The organism is Bradyrhizobium sp. 138 (assembly GCF_023074075.1).
Lineage (GTDB): Bacteria > Pseudomonadota > Alphaproteobacteria > Rhizobiales > Xanthobacteraceae > Bradyrhizobium.
In genome coordinates this window covers 1-18,257 of the sequence record NZ_JADPKT010000044.1, presented here as the reverse complement: position 1 = coordinate 18,257, position 18,257 = coordinate 1, and the positions used below count along the sequence as shown (strand labels likewise).

The 18,257-nt window shown below is 59.9% G+C and carries 13 protein-coding genes and 4 pseudogenes; 9 read left to right on the top strand and 8 right to left on the bottom strand.

Annotation, left to right across the window (positions count from 1 at the left end; all coding sequences use genetic code 11):
- Positions 1 to 68 precede the first annotated feature (68 nt).
- Positions 69 to 287, top strand: coding sequence for a hypothetical protein (locus IVA79_RS17760; RefSeq protein ID WP_247554920.1), 219 nt, complete (start codon positions 69 to 71; stop codon positions 285 to 287).
- Positions 284 to 1,612 carry an amidase family protein gene (locus tag IVA79_RS17755; protein WP_247554919.1) on the top strand — a complete coding sequence of 443 codons (1,329 nt, stop codon included), beginning with the start codon at positions 284 to 286 and terminating at the stop codon, positions 1,610 to 1,612. Before IVA79_RS17760 ends, IVA79_RS17755 begins: the two co-directional genes overlap by 4 nt.
- 572 nt (positions 1,613 to 2,184) lie before the next feature.
- On the opposite strand, the gene IVA79_RS17750 is transcribed toward IVA79_RS17755, so the two are convergent.
- The 4 genes from IVA79_RS17750 to IVA79_RS17735 all read right to left on the bottom strand — a co-directional run bounded on the left by IVA79_RS17750 (position 2,185) and on the right by IVA79_RS17735 (position 4,847).
- On the bottom strand, positions 2,185 to 2,352 hold the full coding sequence (locus tag IVA79_RS17750) for a hypothetical protein (protein WP_247554917.1): 168 nt from the start codon (positions 2,350 to 2,352) through the stop codon (positions 2,185 to 2,187).
- Positions 2,353 to 2,464: 112 nt separating this feature from the next.
- On the bottom strand, positions 2,465 to 2,620 hold the full coding sequence (locus tag IVA79_RS17745) for a hypothetical protein (RefSeq protein WP_247554915.1): 156 nt from the start codon (positions 2,618 to 2,620) through the stop codon (positions 2,465 to 2,467).
- A 488-nt stretch (positions 2,621 to 3,108) separates the two neighbouring features.
- Complete coding sequence (locus tag IVA79_RS17740; RefSeq protein ID WP_247554914.1) at positions 3,109 to 3,303, bottom strand: hypothetical protein; 195 nt, start codon at positions 3,301 to 3,303, stop codon at positions 3,109 to 3,111.
- Positions 3,304 to 3,308: 5 nt separating this feature from the next.
- Positions 3,309 to 4,847, bottom strand: coding sequence for an anti-phage dCTP deaminase (locus tag IVA79_RS17735; RefSeq protein WP_247554911.1), 1,539 nt, complete (start codon positions 4,845 to 4,847; stop codon positions 3,309 to 3,311).
- Between the two features lie 279 nt (positions 4,848 to 5,126).
- Here IVA79_RS17735 and IVA79_RS17730 point away from each other — a divergent pair, with 279 nt between their 5' ends.
- Entirely contained in the window at positions 5,127 to 5,453 is a 327-nt protein-coding gene (locus IVA79_RS17730; protein WP_247554909.1) for a hypothetical protein, read from the top strand.
- A gap of 928 nt (positions 5,454 to 6,381) precedes the next feature.
- On the opposite strand, the pseudogene IVA79_RS17725 reads toward IVA79_RS17730, so the two are convergent.
- Positions 6,382 to 6,977: pseudogene (locus tag IVA79_RS17725) on the bottom strand (aminodeoxychorismate/anthranilate synthase component II).
- Positions 6,974 to 8,382, bottom strand: a pseudogene (gene pabB / locus IVA79_RS17720) (aminodeoxychorismate synthase component I). The pseudogenes IVA79_RS17725 and pabB overlap by 4 nt, the downstream one beginning before the upstream one ends.
- A gap of 165 nt (positions 8,383 to 8,547) precedes the next feature.
- Between pabB and pimD the strand changes: the two are divergent.
- Positions 8,548 to 9,512, top strand: a pseudogene (pimD, locus tag IVA79_RS17715) (pimeloyl-CoA dehydrogenase small subunit); the annotation flags it as partial.
- Positions 9,513 to 9,551: 39 nt separating this feature from the next.
- On the opposite strand, the gene IVA79_RS17710 reads toward pimD, so the two are convergent.
- Positions 9,552 to 10,385, bottom strand: a complete 834-nt coding sequence (locus tag IVA79_RS17710; RefSeq protein ID WP_247554907.1) for a polysaccharide deacetylase family protein — start codon at positions 10,383 to 10,385, stop codon at positions 9,552 to 9,554.
- 546 nt (positions 10,386 to 10,931) lie between these two features.
- Between IVA79_RS17710 and IVA79_RS17705 the strand changes: the two genes are divergently transcribed.
- The 5 genes and pseudogenes from IVA79_RS17705 to ald all read left to right on the top strand — a co-directional run bounded on the left by IVA79_RS17705 (position 10,932) and on the right by ald (position 17,473).
- Positions 10,932 to 11,201 carry a hypothetical protein gene (locus tag IVA79_RS17705; RefSeq protein WP_247554905.1) on the top strand — a complete coding sequence of 90 codons (270 nt, stop codon included), beginning with the start codon at positions 10,932 to 10,934 and terminating at the stop codon, positions 11,199 to 11,201.
- A gap of 600 nt (positions 11,202 to 11,801) precedes the next feature.
- On the top strand, positions 11,802 to 12,422 hold the full coding sequence (locus tag IVA79_RS17700; protein WP_247554902.1) for a hypothetical protein: 621 nt from the start codon (positions 11,802 to 11,804) through the stop codon (positions 12,420 to 12,422).
- Between the two features lie 80 nt (positions 12,423 to 12,502).
- Positions 12,503 to 13,816: pseudogene (locus IVA79_RS36990) on the top strand (MFS transporter).
- 1,717 nt (positions 13,817 to 15,533) lie between these two features.
- Positions 15,534 to 16,082, top strand: a complete 549-nt coding sequence (locus IVA79_RS17690) for an ATPase, T2SS/T4P/T4SS family (protein WP_247554900.1) — start codon at positions 15,534 to 15,536, stop codon at positions 16,080 to 16,082.
- Positions 16,079 to 17,473 carry an alanine dehydrogenase gene (gene ald, locus IVA79_RS17685; RefSeq protein ID WP_247554898.1) on the top strand — a complete coding sequence of 465 codons (1,395 nt, stop codon included), beginning with the start codon at positions 16,079 to 16,081 and terminating at the stop codon, positions 17,471 to 17,473. The genes IVA79_RS17690 and ald overlap by 4 nt, the downstream gene beginning before the upstream one ends.
- Positions 17,474 to 17,794: 321 nt before the next feature.
- Here the strand turns inward: ald and IVA79_RS17680 are convergent.
- A partial coding sequence (locus IVA79_RS17680) for an MFS transporter (RefSeq protein WP_247554896.1) occupies positions 17,795 to 18,257 on the bottom strand: 463 nt, incomplete at its 5' end.

Here is an 18,257-nt window from a genome sequence, read left to right as displayed (position 1 = left end):
TTTCGATCCGGTGTGATCGGGATCGCTGCCGCACAACATCATTAGACCGACCAGGGGGAAGAGACATCATGGCGTCCAAGGATATTTCCGTCGGCGTTGCGCGTCGCCTATTGTCACTTGGACGGCTCTTCAGGCTGGATCGCGGCATGCCGCAAGACAATGTCCGATGGGTGGTGGATGGCCTTGCCGGGGCACTCGCGCTCGGTGTCGTAGCTGCCACGCCGGCTGCTGCGCAGGTGAAGCCGAGCGCGTTGGGGCTGGGCATCTTCACCCGGCGCGTGTCATGACAGCAACAAAGGATCCATCGAACCCTTCGGCCGTCGCACGGCTGGAGGCGGCACTTGGGCGGATCCATTCGCCGGAAGCAAAGAACGTCTTCACGGCCGTCTTCGCAGACAGCGCCCGGTGGGAGGCAGAAGCTGCGGATCGGCGCGCCGCTGCCGGAACGCCTCGCGGTCCGCTCGACGGGCGCATCGTTTCGGTGAAGGCGTTGTTCGATATCGCTGGCACAGTCACGAGCTCAGGGTCTGCTGTCCTGCGGCGTTTGGCACCTGCCGTTGAAGACGCCGAGGTCGTCAAGCGGTTACGGGCTGCGGGTGCCATCGTCATGGGCAAGACGCAGATGACGGAGTTCGCCTTCTCCGCGTTGGGTACCAACCCACACGACGGGATGCCGACCAATCCTCGAGACCGCACCCGTGTTCCGGGAGGCTCTTCAGCGGGCGCTGTCGTGTCCGTGGTTGGCGACATGGCTGAGATCGCCATTGGCAGCGACACCGGCGGCTCGATCCGAATCCCCGCCGCCCTATCGGGCGCGGTCGGCTTCAAGCCGACCAGCGGTTTTGTGCCGACGACCGGCGCGTTCTCCCTGTCATCGAGCCTCGACACGATCGGTCCGATTGCCGCGAACATCGAGGATTGCTTCGCGGCTGATCAGGTGCTTTCAGGTGAAGTCGCGCCGTCGCGGCTGCGGCCGGCATCCCCCAGCACGTTCCGCCTTGTCGTGGCCCGCGGGCGCTTATTCGATCGATGTGAACCCGCGGTGCTCGCTGCGTTTGAGAGCGCGATAGAGCGGCTGCGATCAGCGGGCTTGCAGATCAAGGAGGGGACCATCGAGGCGGCCCTCGATGATCTCGCACAGATCGACAGGATTGGCACGTTCCCATCGGTCGAGGTCGGCGCAACCTTGCGCAGTTTGGGCCTCACGGAGCTGGACGGGATTGATCCTAGAACGCGCGTACGCATCGAGAGCGGAGCCAACATCGTCGGCACGGATTATGTGCGCATGGTGCGGCTCCGGCAGGCAGCGATCCGGTCCTTCGAACGGTCCTTTGGCAACAACGAGGTGTTCGTCCTGCCGACGACGCCAATCCGTGCGCCGTTGACCTCTTCCGTTACGGAGGATGCGGCATTCCATGAACTCAATGGCCTCGTGCTGCGCAATCCACGCGTCGCCAACCTGCTCGACTGCCCGTCGATTTCGCTACCGTTGCCCCTCGATGGCCTTCCCGTCGGCCTGATGCTGATCGGCCGTAGAAACGCCGACCGGCGCTTGGTGGAGATCGCAGCCAGCGTAGAAGCGCTGCTGCGAGGACCTTTGCATGCTGCCTAGCCATTTCGCGCGGAACGGGCCGTCGAATCTGCGATCACGCGGAGAAGCCGTGGCGAGGCCGCCCGTGAAGCTGTAGCTTGCCGATTGCCAATGTATGTCCATGGCGACAGGCGAGGCGTTTCTAGTGCGGTGGTTGACGAACGGCAAAAGGAGATCTGATAGCCGGCTGATTTTGCCTGGTGGGCCCGGCAAGGCATGCAAGTTTGAGGAATTTCAGCTAATTCTCGGATGGTGAGCAACAAAGAGCTTCCATTGAATTCCAAGCGGTTCTACCGCCGTGTTGCTCACTCTTCCTCGGTCTCGTGACCACCTGGCGTGAAGGTCAGGAGCTTCATGGCGCCGCCAGCCATCAACTGCTGCTGCACGGCCTTGGTGTAGAGCTCGGCCTGCTGCAGCGTCCGCCATCGCCATTAGCTGATGTGGTGTCGCCCCATTCTGCGCGGCCAGGGTCGCGCCAGCCTTGCGGAGCCCGTGCACGCGTCCAGGAACACCGGCCTCCGTGCACCTATCGGCGAACCAGTTACCCAGTCCCTTGACCGTGTGCGGCTTGCCGTAAATCGTTTCCAGGAACGTCATGGCTCCGAGCGCGCCAGCCTCCTGGACGCACCGAGCACGGACTCGAGCTGGGGCAAGATCGGGATCACGAGGTCGACCGGATCCTTGTTGCGGTTCTTGTGCTGGCGAAAGGCGAGCCAGCGCCGCCCTGCCGCGTCAGGAACGTTTGCTTTCGCCCAATTCACGCACAGCGCTCCTTGCTCGGTGCACGAGCGAGCAGAGACGGTTTCGACGAAGCCAATCCAATTATGCCGATCAAAAAAACATGAAAAATCGCATTTCTATGCCCCTCCTTTTTCAATTTCCAATGTGCCGACGCTGCTTCGCCATGCCGATCTCATCGATCGCGTCCGCCAGCCCTCGTAAGAAGACTCGGTGCCACGCATCATCATCGGGCAGCTCCCACTCCCGCAGGCCGGCGACATATCGCGTCAGGGCAATGACGCCGGCCATCGTGGTTGGCGTTGAGCGGATGAGCACATTGGCATGCTCAGTGAGAGCCAGGTTTCTTTGGCCACTGATTTCGTCGGCGGCGGCAAATTCGGTACCATCCTCGAGCTTCGCCGAAACCGACGCTGCCGCATCGTAGTGCGCGGACAGCTAGCGATGACGCTCGATCAACGAAGATCAGATCCCGATCGGCTGCAGCAGCCGATTGGGTATAAATTTCCTGCGATGACAATGTTAGCCCCAGCCCAAATAACAACGATGTCAGCATCGCAGCGACGGCGATAAACAGCGTAGACGGGCTGTCTTCCGCTGTCTTTCTGCTCGACGAGGTGAGGCGAGGTCTCATGCCCGCAACCACGGCGATATCGCTATCGGCGGAGCTCCGCCGAAGCAAACGTGAGGCGCTGCCGCCGCCCGCCTGAGCTGGCAAAGCACACCTGGTCACGGGGGCTTTGATGCCCGCGCTGTATCTCGATGACGCTCCGACGTTTTCAGGCTTTGCGCTGGAGGTGATCGGCGAGCTTGATGATTTCGGAAAAATATCGCGCGCGTTCTGCGTCGTCTCTGCGTTCACGATGAGCGCAAAGCGAGAGAACACGGGTAGTGCCAAGTTCGCCGTTCTCGCGTGCGATAGGGGGCGAAGGGGTTAGGTCGAAGCTGAGCTGTCCGTCCACTTTGCTGGCCATTGGACTTATCCCACGCTGATTAAGTTTTTCTCTCTTAGCCTCGTTACAACGACTGCCTCAAGCGTCGGTAGTGCTTCTAAGGTCTTATCGAAACGCGGCTGAGAATGCCGGGGATCGATTGTCAGGAGGGCGCCTTTGGACTTGCGGCTGTCTCGGGGGACCCTGAACAGCTTCAAGTAACGGGCTGGAGCCACACCATCATACGGAAGCACGCGAACCTTTTTCGTGTCCGATTCGTCTTCGGTGATTGAATCATCATGAAGTTTGGTTGCTAAACTCTTTCGATACGGTTCAATGAAATAAACTTCCGAAATGCCTGCAGCAACGATATGCCTAGCGCAACTGTGACACGGATACGTCGTCACGAAAAGCTTGCTTCCCGCCAACGCCGCCCCATTCTTCCCGGCGTTAATAATGGCATGCATTTCGGCATGCACTGAGCGGGAAAACTCGATGAGGTTTCTCAGCTTTCCATTCGCAAGGATTGCGTTTTTCGCCTTTCCCTTGTTTGACTTCGTGATTGCCTTCGCGTCGGCCAGTTCGTCGACGAGCAGTTCAGCAATCAGATGCTTCTCCTCGTCATTGTAGCATTTTGCGCCCTTGTTCCAGCAGCGCAGGTCGTGGTCGGACTTCTGGTCGCCGTTGGGGTCGGCCGCGTAGAGACCGCCACCGAACTTGGGGACATCGTTCCAGCCGGTCGCGATTACGTTACCATGCACGTCGGTGATCGCCGCTCCGACCTGACGGGATAGGCAGGCCGAATTACCGGCAGCTGAGGCAGCAGCGTACATTGCCGTTTCTGAGTAGGTAGGCGTCATGACCTTGACACCCAGTATAAGGTCCAGAAAGCGTTCGACCCGCGCATTTACCTGGCTCCCCGAGCTCGAGTCGACCCGGAGGAAGAAGTCGGCGTTCGGGAAGGTATCTCTGACAGTCTGACCGTGGGCGAACTCTTCGCCCGAATCGCGATCGATCAGCGTGTAGATCTCCTTGAGACTCATACCCTTTTGTTGAAGCGACGTGGTCCTGAGCGATTCAGGTGCATACACGCCCACTACATAGACCATGTCTCGATAGACCAAGCGGAGCAGGTCGAGTTCCTGCTGATTTTTGATCGAATCGATGATGTGGCATACGCGCCGCGGCTCGAACCTTTGGGGTTCGTCATTCTTTTTGTGTTTCTGCCGATCGAGGGATATTTCGCTGACCGCAAGTTCGGCTAGTACGCCGGCGCCGTGCCTTTCCCGTAGTTCGTCGCCCTTATCGATCAGGTATTTCACGCGCTCGTATGGGTTCGCGGACGGCGCCGGTCCGCTGAGTTTTTCGATCAGCCGGCTGAGTTTCAGGATCTCGGCATAACCGTACCCAAAGTGTTTCTCCAGGCAAAGCTTGAACGCCTGGGCGACGTCGGGGATCGGTGATCCAATTGGGCCGCAGAGGGCAATAACGAGCTGGCTGGTATGGGTGTCCTTGATCTCCGCGATGTTGTCCGTCTTGTTCACGGCTGCGGGTTTGGTCGCGCTGGCGACCTTTGCTCTAACCATCGAATACACACCTAAAAAAGTTCATCTGACCTTGGGTAAAGATTTAGCTGAGCTGGGCGCATTCGATCGCCTCTTTCCGCCTATCAATCTTGGCTTGACCACCCGGCTGTCCGGCTTCACGAAAGAAGCCCCAGCCGGGGCTAGCGCGGCTGGGGCTAAAGATGCGTGCCCGTGTTGAGGGGACACCGCCGGACGCTAGCAGACCTCAAACGGTGTTTTTCGGCGATATGATTCGCTCTAGGCCGAAAACCCGCGCGCGGCGTAGCTTCGATGGGGTGCGTGCAGAAAGACAGCACAGGACGCCCCATCGACGCCGCTGATCGTCATGGTTGCAATGCTAGGAAGTTCCTGGGCAATTTGCCTGGGGAGCAAAATGGTAAAGGCATGTCGCAGTACGGTGATGGCACTCACTTTTATAGTAGTCGGCACCATCAAATCCTGTGGGATTTCATGAATAGCTATGTCGCCTGCAGCCTTGCGCTGGCCGCCTCGGTGGCCGCAGGTTTTTGCGTTGAGCGCGCCTTTATCAAGTGGTCCCATCGTGAGATGGTCCGCCGCCACGGCGCTGACTGGAATTCGGCGAACGACCAACAGCCCGCCGCATGAAGCACCTCCTGCAGCTGTCGCGGTAGTCAGAGAAGTCAACCTCGTCGGCTTCCGCTGCCGTCCGTTTCGATTGGCAAAGCCTCGACATTTAGTGCAGTGCGATTACCCTCGAAAGTTGTGAGACGAATTCGGTCTGATCCACTAAATGGAGTGCCAGAGATGCCCCATAAACGCGGTTCTAACTTTTTGACTGGCGGAACAGCATTGGCGCTTCTGATTTTGGCCCATGTGTACTTTTTGGATTGGTTCTTTTGTGGTGGACCTTTGGTGAAGGCAGCGACTGGGGGATAGGCTTTGAAACCGTGACTATGACAGTTGCAGTCGTGACGGCGGTCATCGCAATCCTGACGTTAAACGTCGCCGCGTGAGTGGCCTTTCCGGACGCGCTTTTCGGTTGTTACAGTTGGCTGCGCGAGACACCCAATCGTCAAAAATCTCCTGGTCGCGGAACGGGAAGCAGTTCTTCACCGCGCGACGGAGCTTTTCCTCAAAGGTGGCGATCGATATCATGCGAAGAAAGCCCTAGGGGTGCAATCAAGGCAGCAGAAGACAGCCGATGAAATTGCCGAGCTCAATCGCAACGTCGATGCGCAGCAAGCCGAGCTAAAGCGGATCTCGGATCAGATCACAGCCTGACCCAAAGAATCGAGGAACTGCAGAATCCGGCGCCTGTTGCCCCTCCTGCTCCTGCTCCTGCTCCTGCTCCTGCTCCTTCTTCGCCACCCGTGCGCACCACATCCAAGCCGGCCAAGAGAGACATCCGGCCCCTCGAAACCGCAAGGTCCGGTTTCTGTCGGAGGCGCGCCGCTGACAGCGGAGCCGAGCACGGAACAGCGCTGATTACCACAAGATGCCTGCCATATGACGCTGCGCCTTCGACCCCCTCGGAAACCAACGGTCCACCATCTTGATCGGCAGGCCGAGTCTCTCATTGCTCCGCGTGGTTTCGGAAATCCTCTGTCAGTCGCAAGAGGTTCATAAGCAGGAGGTGCCCTTGTGAGGTAAGGATCGACTCGGGATGGAACTGGACGCCATAGGTGGGATAATAGCCGTGCGTGAGGGCCATGATCTCGCCTTCCTCCGAACGCGCTGTCACTATGAGATTCTGCGCACATAACTGATCAAGCTCTACGATAAGAGAATGGTAGCGCCGGACGCCAAGCGGGGTTGGCAGCCCCTTGAATAACGCTCGGCCGTCATGCGCAACCTATGAGCGCTGACCGTGCATGGGCCGATACGCACGCGCTACCCGTCCTCCGAAAACGCTCGCTATACACTGATGTCCAAGGTAGATGCCGAGAATTAGTACGCGTCCTGAAAGTTCGCGGACGACTGCTGTCGATATTCCTGCCTCAGTTGGGTGCAGGGGCCGGGCGATATCACCGCCGCGCGCGGGTTGAGACCAACGAGCTCGCTGATGCTGATAGCGTCGTTTCGGATCACTTCCGTTGCTTCACCGAGCTTGTGGAAATAGCGGGCAATGTTGAACACGAAGGAATCGTAATTATCGATGATGACAATCAAAATGCACCAGCTGGTTCAGAACCAAATGCATCAAAGAGTCGCTCTGCCTTGGCGAGCGTTTCCTCGTATTCGGCCTCGGGCTCCGACAGGGCCGTTATACCGCCGCCCGCATGAAACACAGCCAGGTCGCCGTCGATCGTGACAGTGCGGATTGCAATACTTGTGTCCATGTGCCCGTTGAAGCCGATGAAGCCGAGCGCCCCGCGATAGACCTCTCGCGCTATGCGCTCGATTTCTGTGATAATTTCCATCGACCGCAGCTTTGGCGCTCCCGTAATGGAGCCGCCGGGAAAGCAAGCACGGAGCAGACTAACGGCGTCTTCCTCTCCGGCAAGTTCCCCCGTAACGATCGACACGAGATGGTGCACCGAGGCATAGGACTCGAGATTGCACAGAGCCGGAACCTCGACCGAATGCGCAGTGCAAACGCGTGACAGATCGTTTCGCAAAAGGTCGACAATCATCGTGTTTTCGGCATGATCCTTTTCGGAAGCGAGGAGAACAGCCGCCCAGCGGTGGTCTTCCGTGGAATCAGGCGAACGCGCAATCGTGCCTTTGATGGGTCGTGTCTCGACTTGTCGGCCCTCAAGCTTCAGGAATCGTTCCGGCGAACTTGATGCGATGGTCAGCTTTCCCCATCGCAGCAGGGCCGCAAAAGGCGCTGGATTCAATGATCGTAGCTGGCAATAGAAGGCGAGCGGATCAAACGAGGTCGACAGGCGGTTGCTGAAACGCTGCGCAATATTCGTCTGGAACACGTCACCCGCCAGGATCAAGTCGATCACGCGTTGTACCGCCGCAATGTAGCTCTCGCGGTTGAAGTTCGAGCGCCATGCGCCCGCTTTGCTGGGACAACCCTTCTGTGGCGCATTTGGTCCGGCAAGCAATGCTGCAAACTCGTCGGCTCGACGACGCCCTCGTTCGCTCCGTCGCACGCGATCCTGCTCCGGCGATCCAGTCGAGATGATCCAGCATTTGTTATCCCGGTGGTCGAAGCTGATGACCACGTCATAGAAATGCAGGATGGATTGGGGCAAACCTAGACCGGCAACTGCGGCGCAGACATTCGCTCCAATGTCCTGTTCATGTCGTAGGCGAAGTAGCCTGCCGCTCCTCCCTGGAACGGCGGGAGATCCGGACGATGCTCTTGCGGGTACTTCGCGAGTAGCGTGCGAAGGACCTTCCCTGGATCGGCCTCGAGAATCAGTCCGTTCCAACTGGCTTGGCCGTTCGCGACCCTATAGGTGCTGAACGGGTCGCACGTTAGATATGAGTAGCGCCCAAGCAGCTCGTGCCTTGCTGCGCTATCGAGAAACGTGAGATGCGATCGATGCCCAAGACGTCGCATCGCTGTGACGGGTTCAATCCACTGCAACTCGCGAACGTACATCGGGTTATCGGTCACCGGCGGCAGATGTCTTTTTCCACCGTCATTCCGGGGCGCGACGAAGTCGCGGGCCCGGTATCCACGGGGCCGCACACGCTGAGGCGAAATGGATTCCGGGCTCGGCCCTTCGGGCCATCCCCGAATGACGAAGCCGATCAGTCTGGGTACGAGGGACCAAAGAACATGGATTTTGATCTGTCCGAGGAGCAGCGGCTTCTCAAGGAAAGCATCGACGGCCTGCTACCGATTCCTACGATTTCGAGCAGCGCAAGAAGTACATGGCGGAGAAGGGCGGCTGGAGCAAAACGGTGTGGCTCAAGCTCGCCGAGCAGGGCCTGCTCGGCTTGCCCTTCAGCGAGGCCGACGGCGGCTTCGGCGGCGGCGGCGTCGAGACCATGATCGTGATGGAGGCGCTCGGCAAGGCGCTGGTGCTGGAGCCGTATCTCGCCACGGTCGTGATCGGCGGCGGCTTCCTGCGCCATGCCGGCAGCGATGCGCAGAATGCCGCGCACGTGCCTGGCATCATCGACGGCAGCAAGACGCTCGCCTTCGCCCAGCTCGAGAAGAACTCGCGCTACGATCTGTTCGACGTCACCACGACCGCGAAGAAGAAGGGCGATGCTTACGTCATCGACGGCGAGAAGTTCGTCGTTCTCAATGGCGAGAACGCCGACACGCTTGTTGTCACCGCGCGCACCAGGGGCGACCGCCGCGACAAAACCGGCATCGGCGTGTTCCTGGTCCCGGCCAATGCCAAGGGCATCGCCAAGAAGTCCTATCCGACCCAGGACGGTCTGCACGCCGCCGACATCACCTTCAGCGGTGTCGAGGTCGGCCCCGACGCCGTTCTCGGCAACCCCGAGGATTCGCTCGCCCTGATCGAGCGCGTGGTGGACGAAGCCCGCGTCGCGCTCTGTGCCGAGGCGGTCGGCCTGATGGACGAATCGCTCAAGACCACGGTCGAGTACATCAAGACGCGGAAACAGTTCGGCGTCGCCATCGGCTCGTTCCAGTCGCTGCAGCACCGCGCCTCCGACATGTTCGTCGCCACCGAGCAGGCGCGGTCGATGTCGATGTTCGCCACCATGGCGAACGACTTCGAGGACGCCAATGAGCGCAACAACGCGATCGCCGCGGCCAAGGTGCAGAAGTTCCCGATCGGGTCATCTTGCTCTCGCCTCTGCTCATCATTCTGCGAGCGTTTTGATTGCACGGAACGAGGTGACGGTAGGGACATCAATGGGCACTTCGGCGTTCTTCTGGGCCGAGACGGCAGGCACCAGATGCACGATTCGATACTCGTTTTCATGCAGGTGGCGCAATAACCCCGGCATCATGGCGGCCGTTCGGGCCTGGGCATCGTGCAGCAGGATGATGCCCTTTCTCGCGGTCTTCAGCCGCTCGATCACATTCGTGAGCTCCTCCTTCGGGGTGATGTCCTCCCAGTCGTTCGCCCAAAGGTCAGCTCCGAATACGATGATCCCGCGCGCCTGCAAGAGATCGAGGGTTGCAGGGCTTGAGTCGAAATAGGGGAAGCGGAAGAAGGGTGTTGACGGGGTTTCGGTCGAGACGCCGCTGAGGGCAAGTTCATCGGCTGCAATTCCACGATCGATATCTTCCTTGGCCTGTTCAAAGGGAATCTTCGACATCATGGGATGCGACCAGCTGTGGTGCGCAACAGTGTGCCCCTGGGCGGCGATGCGCCGGACGAGCTCCGGGAATTCTGCAGAGGACCTGCCGACCAGGAAGAACGTGGCCCGCACGCATTCCTGCGCGAGCGCCGCCAGCACTTTTTCCGTGCTCGGGGGCCGCGGCCCATCGTCGAAGGTGAGGACGACCTCATGGTCCGCCAGGGGAACAGTCTCTGGAAAGCTCCCCAGCCCCACGCGCGGGTAGGTCTTCGCATCGACAGCAAGCACGCGCGATGTGCCAAGCGCGTTCTGCCGCGGGCAGTCGGCGGCGTTTGTCACGGCGCTGCCGGCAAGCGCTACTGTCGCAGCGCCGGTGAGCCGCAAAACCAATCTGTGAAGGCACATCCTTGTCATTGCGCTCGGCGCGATCTCGATTTCGTATTCTTCCGGCGTCGTGACCGCAGGTTATTCGATGGCTGTCGCCGGATTGCTGCGCATGGGCGGTATATCGCACGTAAAAACATCGAGAAGCGAAGCTGATGCGATCAACGGGACGTCTATGATAGTTTAAAGCACTGTGGCTGCGTTCTTCATAGATGCCTCCTCAGCGCTCCATGGAAAGTTCAATGTTCTGGCGGTAGAGCCCGACGTAAGCGCCATGGCTGCTCGGTCATTCCTGGTCATTGAAATCGTGGGAGGTTGAGAAGAAAGCTGTCAGCTGGAGTTGGTTCGATCTTCCGACCCCGAACGCAAAATGTTGCGCCCCGGCCTGCCGCAATAGGTACTATTGTTTCGCCCTGGCGCTATCGTGAGCTGTCCAAAGGTCTTGAAAAGCCATCCTCACCTCGTGCTCTACCCGGCACTTCGTCCGTTCTCCGACGGAGATCGTTGCTTGGCGCCGTGGCCTTTGGGTCTTGGGCATGCCTGGCTTCGCACATGCTTGCCGTTGTCGCGTTTACCCTCTTGCCGTTGGGTCTGCTCGGGCTGCAACACTCTTTACTGAGGACCTCGGCCGAACGCTTGCTGTTTGTCGCCGTCGTCCTGAGTGTAATTGGCATAGGTTTTACGCTGCCGTTCTACGTCGGCGAGGCCTATGGTCTTCACGCGCTGGGACAGGAAGCGTTGCGGCAGCACTCTGATTCGCCGCTCGGTCTGGTCGAGGCCATCGTTCCGGCCCTGGCCTCGTCATGTTTCTCGCTGGTCTGATGCTCCTGGGCGCCTCCGCAATTTTGACGGCAACGGCGCTTTGGCGCTCCTGTCGCTATCCGAAGGCAAGCAGCGTTATCTTCGCCGTTGAAATGAGCTTGTACATTCCGCAATTCTTCGGCGCGCAGCCCCTCCGCGTCGCGCATGGACTGCTGCTCGGAGCAGGCTGCCTGTGGATCGTCGCCTGTCTTTGGCCGCGCGGTTATCGGAATATTCAGCCGGCATCAAGATCGGCCGGTTCTTCCAAATGCGACCGGCCACGGACGCGCTGGAATCGCGCGGCTCATTTGAGCGCAGAGCCTGGCGCAATGCTTCACTCAAGATGTGGGCCAGGGGATAGTCGAGCCGGCGAGCACGGGCCTGATCGCGCCGCCATTTCTTTCTTTCGCCACGCCAGACCACGACTGATATGTCCGTGCGGTTGAAGTGCCGTTCGGCCCGCTTCTTCTGTGAATCCATCGTCGCTGGGGGCGATTCATCAGATCCGACCGGACCTGCGTCGCGCGCTGGATGCACCATGGCGTGACTTGCGCGGTCGCAAAGTGGGAAACACAAACTATGCAAGCCGATGAAGACCAGGCAAGCTAGGCGAGCTCGGAAGTGGGGCAAGCCGATAGCGATGCGCAGCCGGGTTTGAACCAAGGTCCGCGTACCAGGAAAGTCACCGTTCAGCTCTCCGATGGCCTGTTCCAGCGGCTCGAAGCCGCGACCGAGCGCCCGGGGCTCGGTAAGAGCATGGTCGTCGAGACAGCACTTGCTCGCTTCCTTAACCCCGCACCGGCCGCCGAAGGATTGGCCCACGGACTTCTCGACCGCATCAGTCGCCAGATGGCGAGGCTCGAACGCGAGATCGCGATCATTGCCGAGACGGTGGCCCTGCATGCCCGCTATCACCTCACCGTAACGCCACCCTTGCAGCCATCGGAGCAGCGGCAGGTGTGCCTGCTCGGCCAGCAGCGCTTCAGGGTCCTGGTCGAGAAAGTCGAGCGGAGGGTGCGGCTTGGCCAGCCGCTGATTCAAGAGACGATCGACAAGCTGGCCAGGGCAAATCGACCTCTTCGTCAGGCTCATGGCAGTCCGTCACGGGGTGTGGGTGAAGAACAATTGGGTCAGGAAGGGCTGTCCGCAGCTGTCGTCGATGAAAACGCCGAGCCGACCGCTGCCGCTGGGGAGTGCGGCAGCAATTTGAACTTTCGAACCCTGCCCAACTCGTTCTGTTGAGGCGGCAGGGGTCCGACAGAGGCGCGCCGAAGCAAATTGGGGTGCAGACACCGCCATTGGCACGGGTTGAGCCAGTTCCTGTGTGGCGGCTCATCGCCTGCGTGTTTGTTCCCTTCGCAGCCGGGTACTACCTGTCGTACCTGTTCCGGACGATCAATACGCTGATTGCCGGTCGTCTTGTCTCGGATCTCGGGCTTGGCGCCGCCGATATTGGGCTCATCACGTCGATCTATTTCCTGGTTGTGACGGCGGTCCAGCTTCCGATCGGCATGCTGCTTGATCGTTACGGGCCGCGCCGGGTCCAGAGCGTGCTCCTGGCGATCGCTGCAATGCGGGCCGCGCTCTTTGGACTATCGACTGGATTCCCGTCGCTTCTTGTTGCTCGCGCAATGATCGGGCTTGGGACGGCCGCAGCCCTGATGTCAGGCCTGAAAGCCATCGTCCTCTGGTTCCCAAGAGAACGTATGGCCCTCATCAATGGCTATATGATCATGCTGGGCTCATTGGGGGCCGTCACCGCGACAGCACCTAGCGAGGTGCTGCTTGACTGGATTGGCTGGCGCGGTCTGTTCGAGTCACTTGCCGCGGCGAGCGGGCTTGCTGCCATTTTGATCAACGTTTTGGTCCCTGAGCGGCCTTTAGGGCTGCATGACAGCAGCAAGCCGGCCACCCTGAAAACCATCTATTCGGATGCCCCGTTCTGGCGCATTGCGCCGCTATCGGCGACATGCGTCGGGTCGGTGGGCAATGCAATCGTTATGGGCTGCGCCCTGGCTCTCCGATGTGGAACGGCTGGATAGAACGAGTCTCGTCAACGAATTGTTTGTGATGGCGATCGTTTTGAGTCTCGGGGCGCTGGTCATGGGCGCACTTGCCAATTTGTGCGTCGGCGTGGAAAGAACATGGAGGCTCTGTTTGCGATCGTCGCGGCGATGCTGATTGTGGCTGAGCTTGTGCTGATCCTGCGTCCGCCCTGGCCCTCACTCTTGCCATGGTGCGCCGTGTCGGTCGCCCGATCAGCCACCGCTCTGACCTACGCCATCATAGGAGATTATTTCCCGATGCAGCTGGTTGCGCGCGCGAACGGCGGCTTGAACGTTCTGCAATTTGGTTGGGCCTTCATCGTGCAGTACGGGACGGGACTGATTTTGGAGCAATGGCCGCTCCAAGCCGGGCACTATCCTTTGATCGCCTACCAGACTGCGTTCGGCGTAATCGTGTCGATGCACGTGGCGGCGCTGGCTTGGTTTGCCGTTCCATGGCTTGCAGGCCTGAAAGGAAAGGCCGGGGCTTTGGCAACGCGTCAACCGGCGTCCGGCTGGGGCTTGGTTGAGGCAGTTATTCCAGTGGCCGAGATTGCCATCCTCGAGGCAGAAGAACATGGGGAGTGGTGATGCCACCCTGTCGCCGGCCGATGTCGCGGAACTGGTTTTGAAAAAGGTTGCAGGCGGCTTTCTCGGATCCTTCCTCTTCCACGGCAAAGTGCGACGGGGTGGTGCGATCGGGGGAGAGTCCGTCCGCAGCCGACGGCGAATGAATCGTTCGGCTGGGCGCGTTATGCGGACGCCAAGGTTCGTCCCGCCTCCCGCGAATGCGCTTTCGGTGCAGCAGCCATGCAAGAATATACTGTCGCTGGCCGGCCTCGGCCAGCGAGACGACACTGACGAATGCGATCTGGCCGCGGCACACTATCGAACGGTGCAGGATTTCGGCTGGCCGAACCGCCATATAGACGAAATTCGGCTCTTGCAGCCTGATAGTACTTTCGTGAAACACAAATGTTTTTTCGGCTCGAAGGATCGCAGAGGCACGTGCGGCTATTTGTCAATTGCGCAACTCCCGTGCAGGCTTATCTCCGCGCTCTTGAGAAGAAGAAATCCGTCAAGCAGCAACGTCGTGGCCTGGTAGTCGGCGGCGTCTTTGGGGGACGAGGGCCAGTGGGGACCTGCGAGAAAGACCGGATGTACGCTCAGGGCGTCATCATGTCAGGCGGAGAAGATAGCGGATTGGGACAGAAGAACGTGCCGGTAAACCGGAGTGGATCGCTGAATCTGCGGCCGCAATGGCGCGAGCGTTTGGAGTTGGCGGGAGCTCTCGCGCAGCTGGTTTGCGGCAGTCGAGCAACAACAGAGCCATTCGGCTGCCAACCGGCGAACTCCGCATTAGGTTGCTTGTTCATGCTCAGCCGCTGCATACAACCATGTTGATCTTGGAATTGGAGAAACGGCCGTGACCCCACGTCGTGAGCTTTCGAAACGAGCAGTGTCAGCTGGCACTAGCACTGCTGCTGCGTTCGCTACCGCCAACGGCGGTTTTGTGACGACGGTCAATTCGTTGCCGCCGATGGGCGAGGCCGAAAACCGGACCGGTTCAGATGCCTCGGGAGGGGAGATCAGCGTTGAACCGGCCGTGCTCGACGCTTCGTAAGTTTGCTGTCTTGCTACTTCAGAGACGGCATTGTCTCTGCGCGACCACCGCTTCAGTATCCACATCATATCGGATAGTCCGCGGCAGCGCGGACGAGCTCATCGCAGTGTTTCGAGCTCCATTTGTCATCTGGGTAGCCCATCCACTTGTTCTTCCTGGCGATGATCGTGCTGTCTTGCGTTGCCCAATTGTGATGCCGCAATCGTAACTCACCGCACCTTTCAGTACGCTTCAGATGCACCAAGGCGAGATGTAATGGCCGCGATTGCCATGCGTGCATCGATGCAGCGCGCTCTGCACGTGCGGCTGGGGCTCGCGCGTCCGACGCTTGAACGTCAGGACTTTCCTCGTGCAGGACAGGACGACACTGGCTCTGGAGCAATGGCACCTTGACGTCCAGGATTGCCACGGCGCGTCAACCGCCGCTGGGCGGCCGGTTAGTTATTCCAAGGATCCGGCTTGCGATCCTGGAGGCGGATGAGCATGGAGCGGTGGGGCCGGCCTGTTGACGGGCTGATGTCCTCATCCTGCTTTGGCGCGCGAGAGTGTGCCTTCCAAATCTTTCTTCTACGCCAGACTACGATCCATAAGGTCCCAACGTTGCGATAACCGAGGTTATCCGTTTTCTGCTTGTCCCCATCTGAGGCCGGTGATGGCAGTGGCATCAATTCGCGGGGGACGATTATGGCAATCCACTCATTTCATTCGGAAGCCGAGTTGCGCGGTGCGCGCGTGCTCCGCACAGCGCTGGGCCCGGCCATCGCGGGATTCCTGGAAGATCCGTCTGTCGTGGAGGTGATGCTCAACCCTGACGGCCGGCTATGGATCGATCGGCTGTCGAGCGGGCTTACCGACACTGGTGAGAATCTGCCTGCGGCCGACGGCGAGCGAATTATCCGGATGGTTGCGCACTATGTGGGGGCCGAAGTTCATCCCGGCTCACCCCGCATCTCGGCGGAGTTGCCGGAAACGGGAGAACGGTTCGAAGGCTTGCTGCCGCCAGTCGTCGCCGCGCCAGCCTTTGCAATCCGCAAGCCCGCTGTCGCCGTGTTTAGCCTCGATGACTATGTGGCTGCCGGCATCCTGAACGTGAGCCAGGCGAACGCGCTGCGCGATGCGGTCGCTGCGCGCAAAAATATTCTGGTTGCCGGCGGTACCTCGACCGAGACAACGCTGACGAATGCGATGCGCTTCTGGCAGAGGTCGCCAAAACGAGCGATCGCGTCGTTTTGATCGAAGACACGCGGGAGCTTCAGTGCAGGGCACCGAACCTCGTGGCGCTGCGCACCAAGGACGGCGTGGTCTCGCTGTCTGATCTGGTGCGCTCCTCGCTTCGCCTGCGCCCTGATCGGATCCCGATTGGTGAGGTGCGCGGCGCCGAGGCGCTCGATCTGCTGAAAGCCTGGGGCACAGGACACCCCGGCGGTATCGGCACGATTGACGCAGGTAGCGCGCTTGGCTCGCTTCGCCCGGCTCGAGCAGCTCATCCAGGAGGCCGTCATCACGGTCCCGCGCGCGCTGATCGCCGAAACCATCAACGTCGTCGCCGTACTCGCCTGGGGCTAACGCCTGGAGCCGTCCGCGAATACGTGGCAGCGGGCCACAGCGTGTTGGTCGAGACCAATGCCGGCGCGGGCATTGGCGCCACGGATGACAATTACCGCAAAGCTGGCGCGACAATCGCCGCCTCTGCTCGCGAGGTGTTCGCGTCCAGCGAAATGATTGTGAAGGTCAAGGAGCCGCAGCCGTCCGAATGGACTCAGCTTCGAGAAAATCAGATTCTCTTCACTTACCTGCACTTGGCGCCGGATCCGGAGCAGGCCAAGGGACTAATTAAATCTGGATGTACCGCAATCGCGTACGAGACGGTGACCGACGCACAGGGCGGACTGCCGCTGCTTGCGCCGATGAGCGAGGTCGCAGGTAGGCTTTCAATCGAGGCAGCTGGTGCGGCGCTGAAGCGATATGCCGGCGGCCGCGGCCTATTGATCGGCGGTGTGCCGGGTGTTCAACCCGCTCGCATTGTGGTGATCGGAGGCGGTGTTGTCGGGACGCACGCAGCGCGAATGGCGGTGGGCTTGGGAGCGGAGGTTACCGTCCTCGATCGCTCGATTCCTCGGCTTCGCGAGCTGGATGAAATCTTCGAGGGGCGCGTTCGTACCAGGTTCTCGACAATCGATGCTGTTGAGGAAGAGGTTTTCGCCGCAGACGTCGTTATTGGCGCGGTACTCGTTCCCGGTGCAAGCGCCCCGAAGCTGGTTAGCCGCAGTATGTTGGGTTCGATGCGAAAGGGATCCGTGATCGTTGATGTTGCGATTGATCAAGGCGGATGCTTCGACACATCGCGGGCAACGACGCACGCGGATCCCACTTACGAGGTAGACGGCGTCATCCACTACTGCGTCGCCAATATGCCCGGAGCTGTGCCGCTCACCTCGAGCCAGGCTCTGAACAACGCGACGCTGCCCTTTGGCCTGGCTCTCGCCAACAAGGGATTTGCGGCTGTCCTGGAAAATCTGCATCTACGTGCCGGGCTGAATGTCTATCGAGGCCGGCTTACGTACAAGGCTGTGGCCGAAAGCCTCGGGCTGCCATTCTCCCCGATCGAACAGGCTGCGGCCTGATCCCTCCTCTAGGGGACATTTCCTTCCGACTCGACGGGCCCCTCCTTGGGAGTGGCCCGTCTTTTTGTAAGCTGCGGAAGTTTTGATTCCGGAAAGGCCGCTTGCCGTCCGCCGTTGTTCCGTATTCAATTGATTCTCTAGTGCTGACGGTTCGAATACCAAGAACGACTATGCCTTTCTGACGTGCTCATCCGGGTCAATAATCCATGGCGGGAAGGTCGTCGCTGGCTCGACGGGTGAGTTGGCGTTTCTCGAAGAATTAAACGGCAATACGTCCATTAGTGATGCCTGATTCAGCCACCACGCCGATTAGGGTGATCCTTATTTTTGCTCAAGCTTGCCTGTCGGGCGCCCCGCTTCAACCAACTCGTCAACTCGGATCAATCCTTGGCCACGCACCAATTCCTTCGCAGCGCGATCAGGCTCGTCGTCGTTCCGGCGCACCGATCCGAATGGGCGCTCCAGCATGCGGCGGACACGTATGGGTCCAGGACCAACGTGGAAAGCCGCTGCCTGTACATCCAATGCGCGCTCCGACCGCGTCGAGCGGTTGCGCTGTCGCAGATAGTCAAGCCATGTCGGACAGTGATAACGCTCAGTCCAGAGTTCGGGGTCGGCGATGTCGCGCGCGATCGACCAGCCATAGGCGCCGGTGCGCTGACGAAATAGCTGCACGTCCTGCATCACATTGTGAAACGCCTGCGCATTCTCTCGCGGTACGCGGTATTCAATCTCTACCACAAGCGGGCCGCTGCGGCCGGAAAGTTCGAGCCGAACTTCGGGA

What these genes read in the sequence shown, in the direction of transcription:
- IVA79_RS17755 (WP_247554919.1), top strand. Translation starts at nt 284, where the DNA reads ATGACAGCAACAAAGGATCCATCGAACCCTTCGGCCGTCGCACGGCTG.
- IVA79_RS17690 (WP_247554900.1), top strand. Translation starts at nt 15,534, where the DNA reads ATGGCAATCCACTCATTTCATTCGGAAGCCGAGTTGCGCGGTGCGCGC.
- IVA79_RS17705 (WP_247554905.1), top strand. Translation starts at nt 10,932, where the DNA reads ATGCTTGCCGTTGTCGCGTTTACCCTCTTGCCGTTGGGTCTGCTCGGG.
- IVA79_RS17745 (WP_247554915.1), bottom strand. Translation starts at nt 2,620, where the DNA reads ATGGCCGGCGTCATTGCCCTGACGCGATATGTCGCCGGCCTGCGGGAG.
- IVA79_RS17740 (WP_247554914.1), bottom strand. Translation starts at nt 3,303, where the DNA reads ATGGCCAGCAAAGTGGACGGACAGCTCAGCTTCGACCTAACCCCTTCG.
- IVA79_RS17735 (WP_247554911.1), bottom strand. Translation starts at nt 4,847, where the DNA reads ATGGTTAGAGCAAAGGTCGCCAGCGCGACCAAACCCGCAGCCGTGAAC.
- IVA79_RS17760 (WP_247554920.1), top strand. Translation starts at nt 69, where the DNA reads ATGGCGTCCAAGGATATTTCCGTCGGCGTTGCGCGTCGCCTATTGTCA.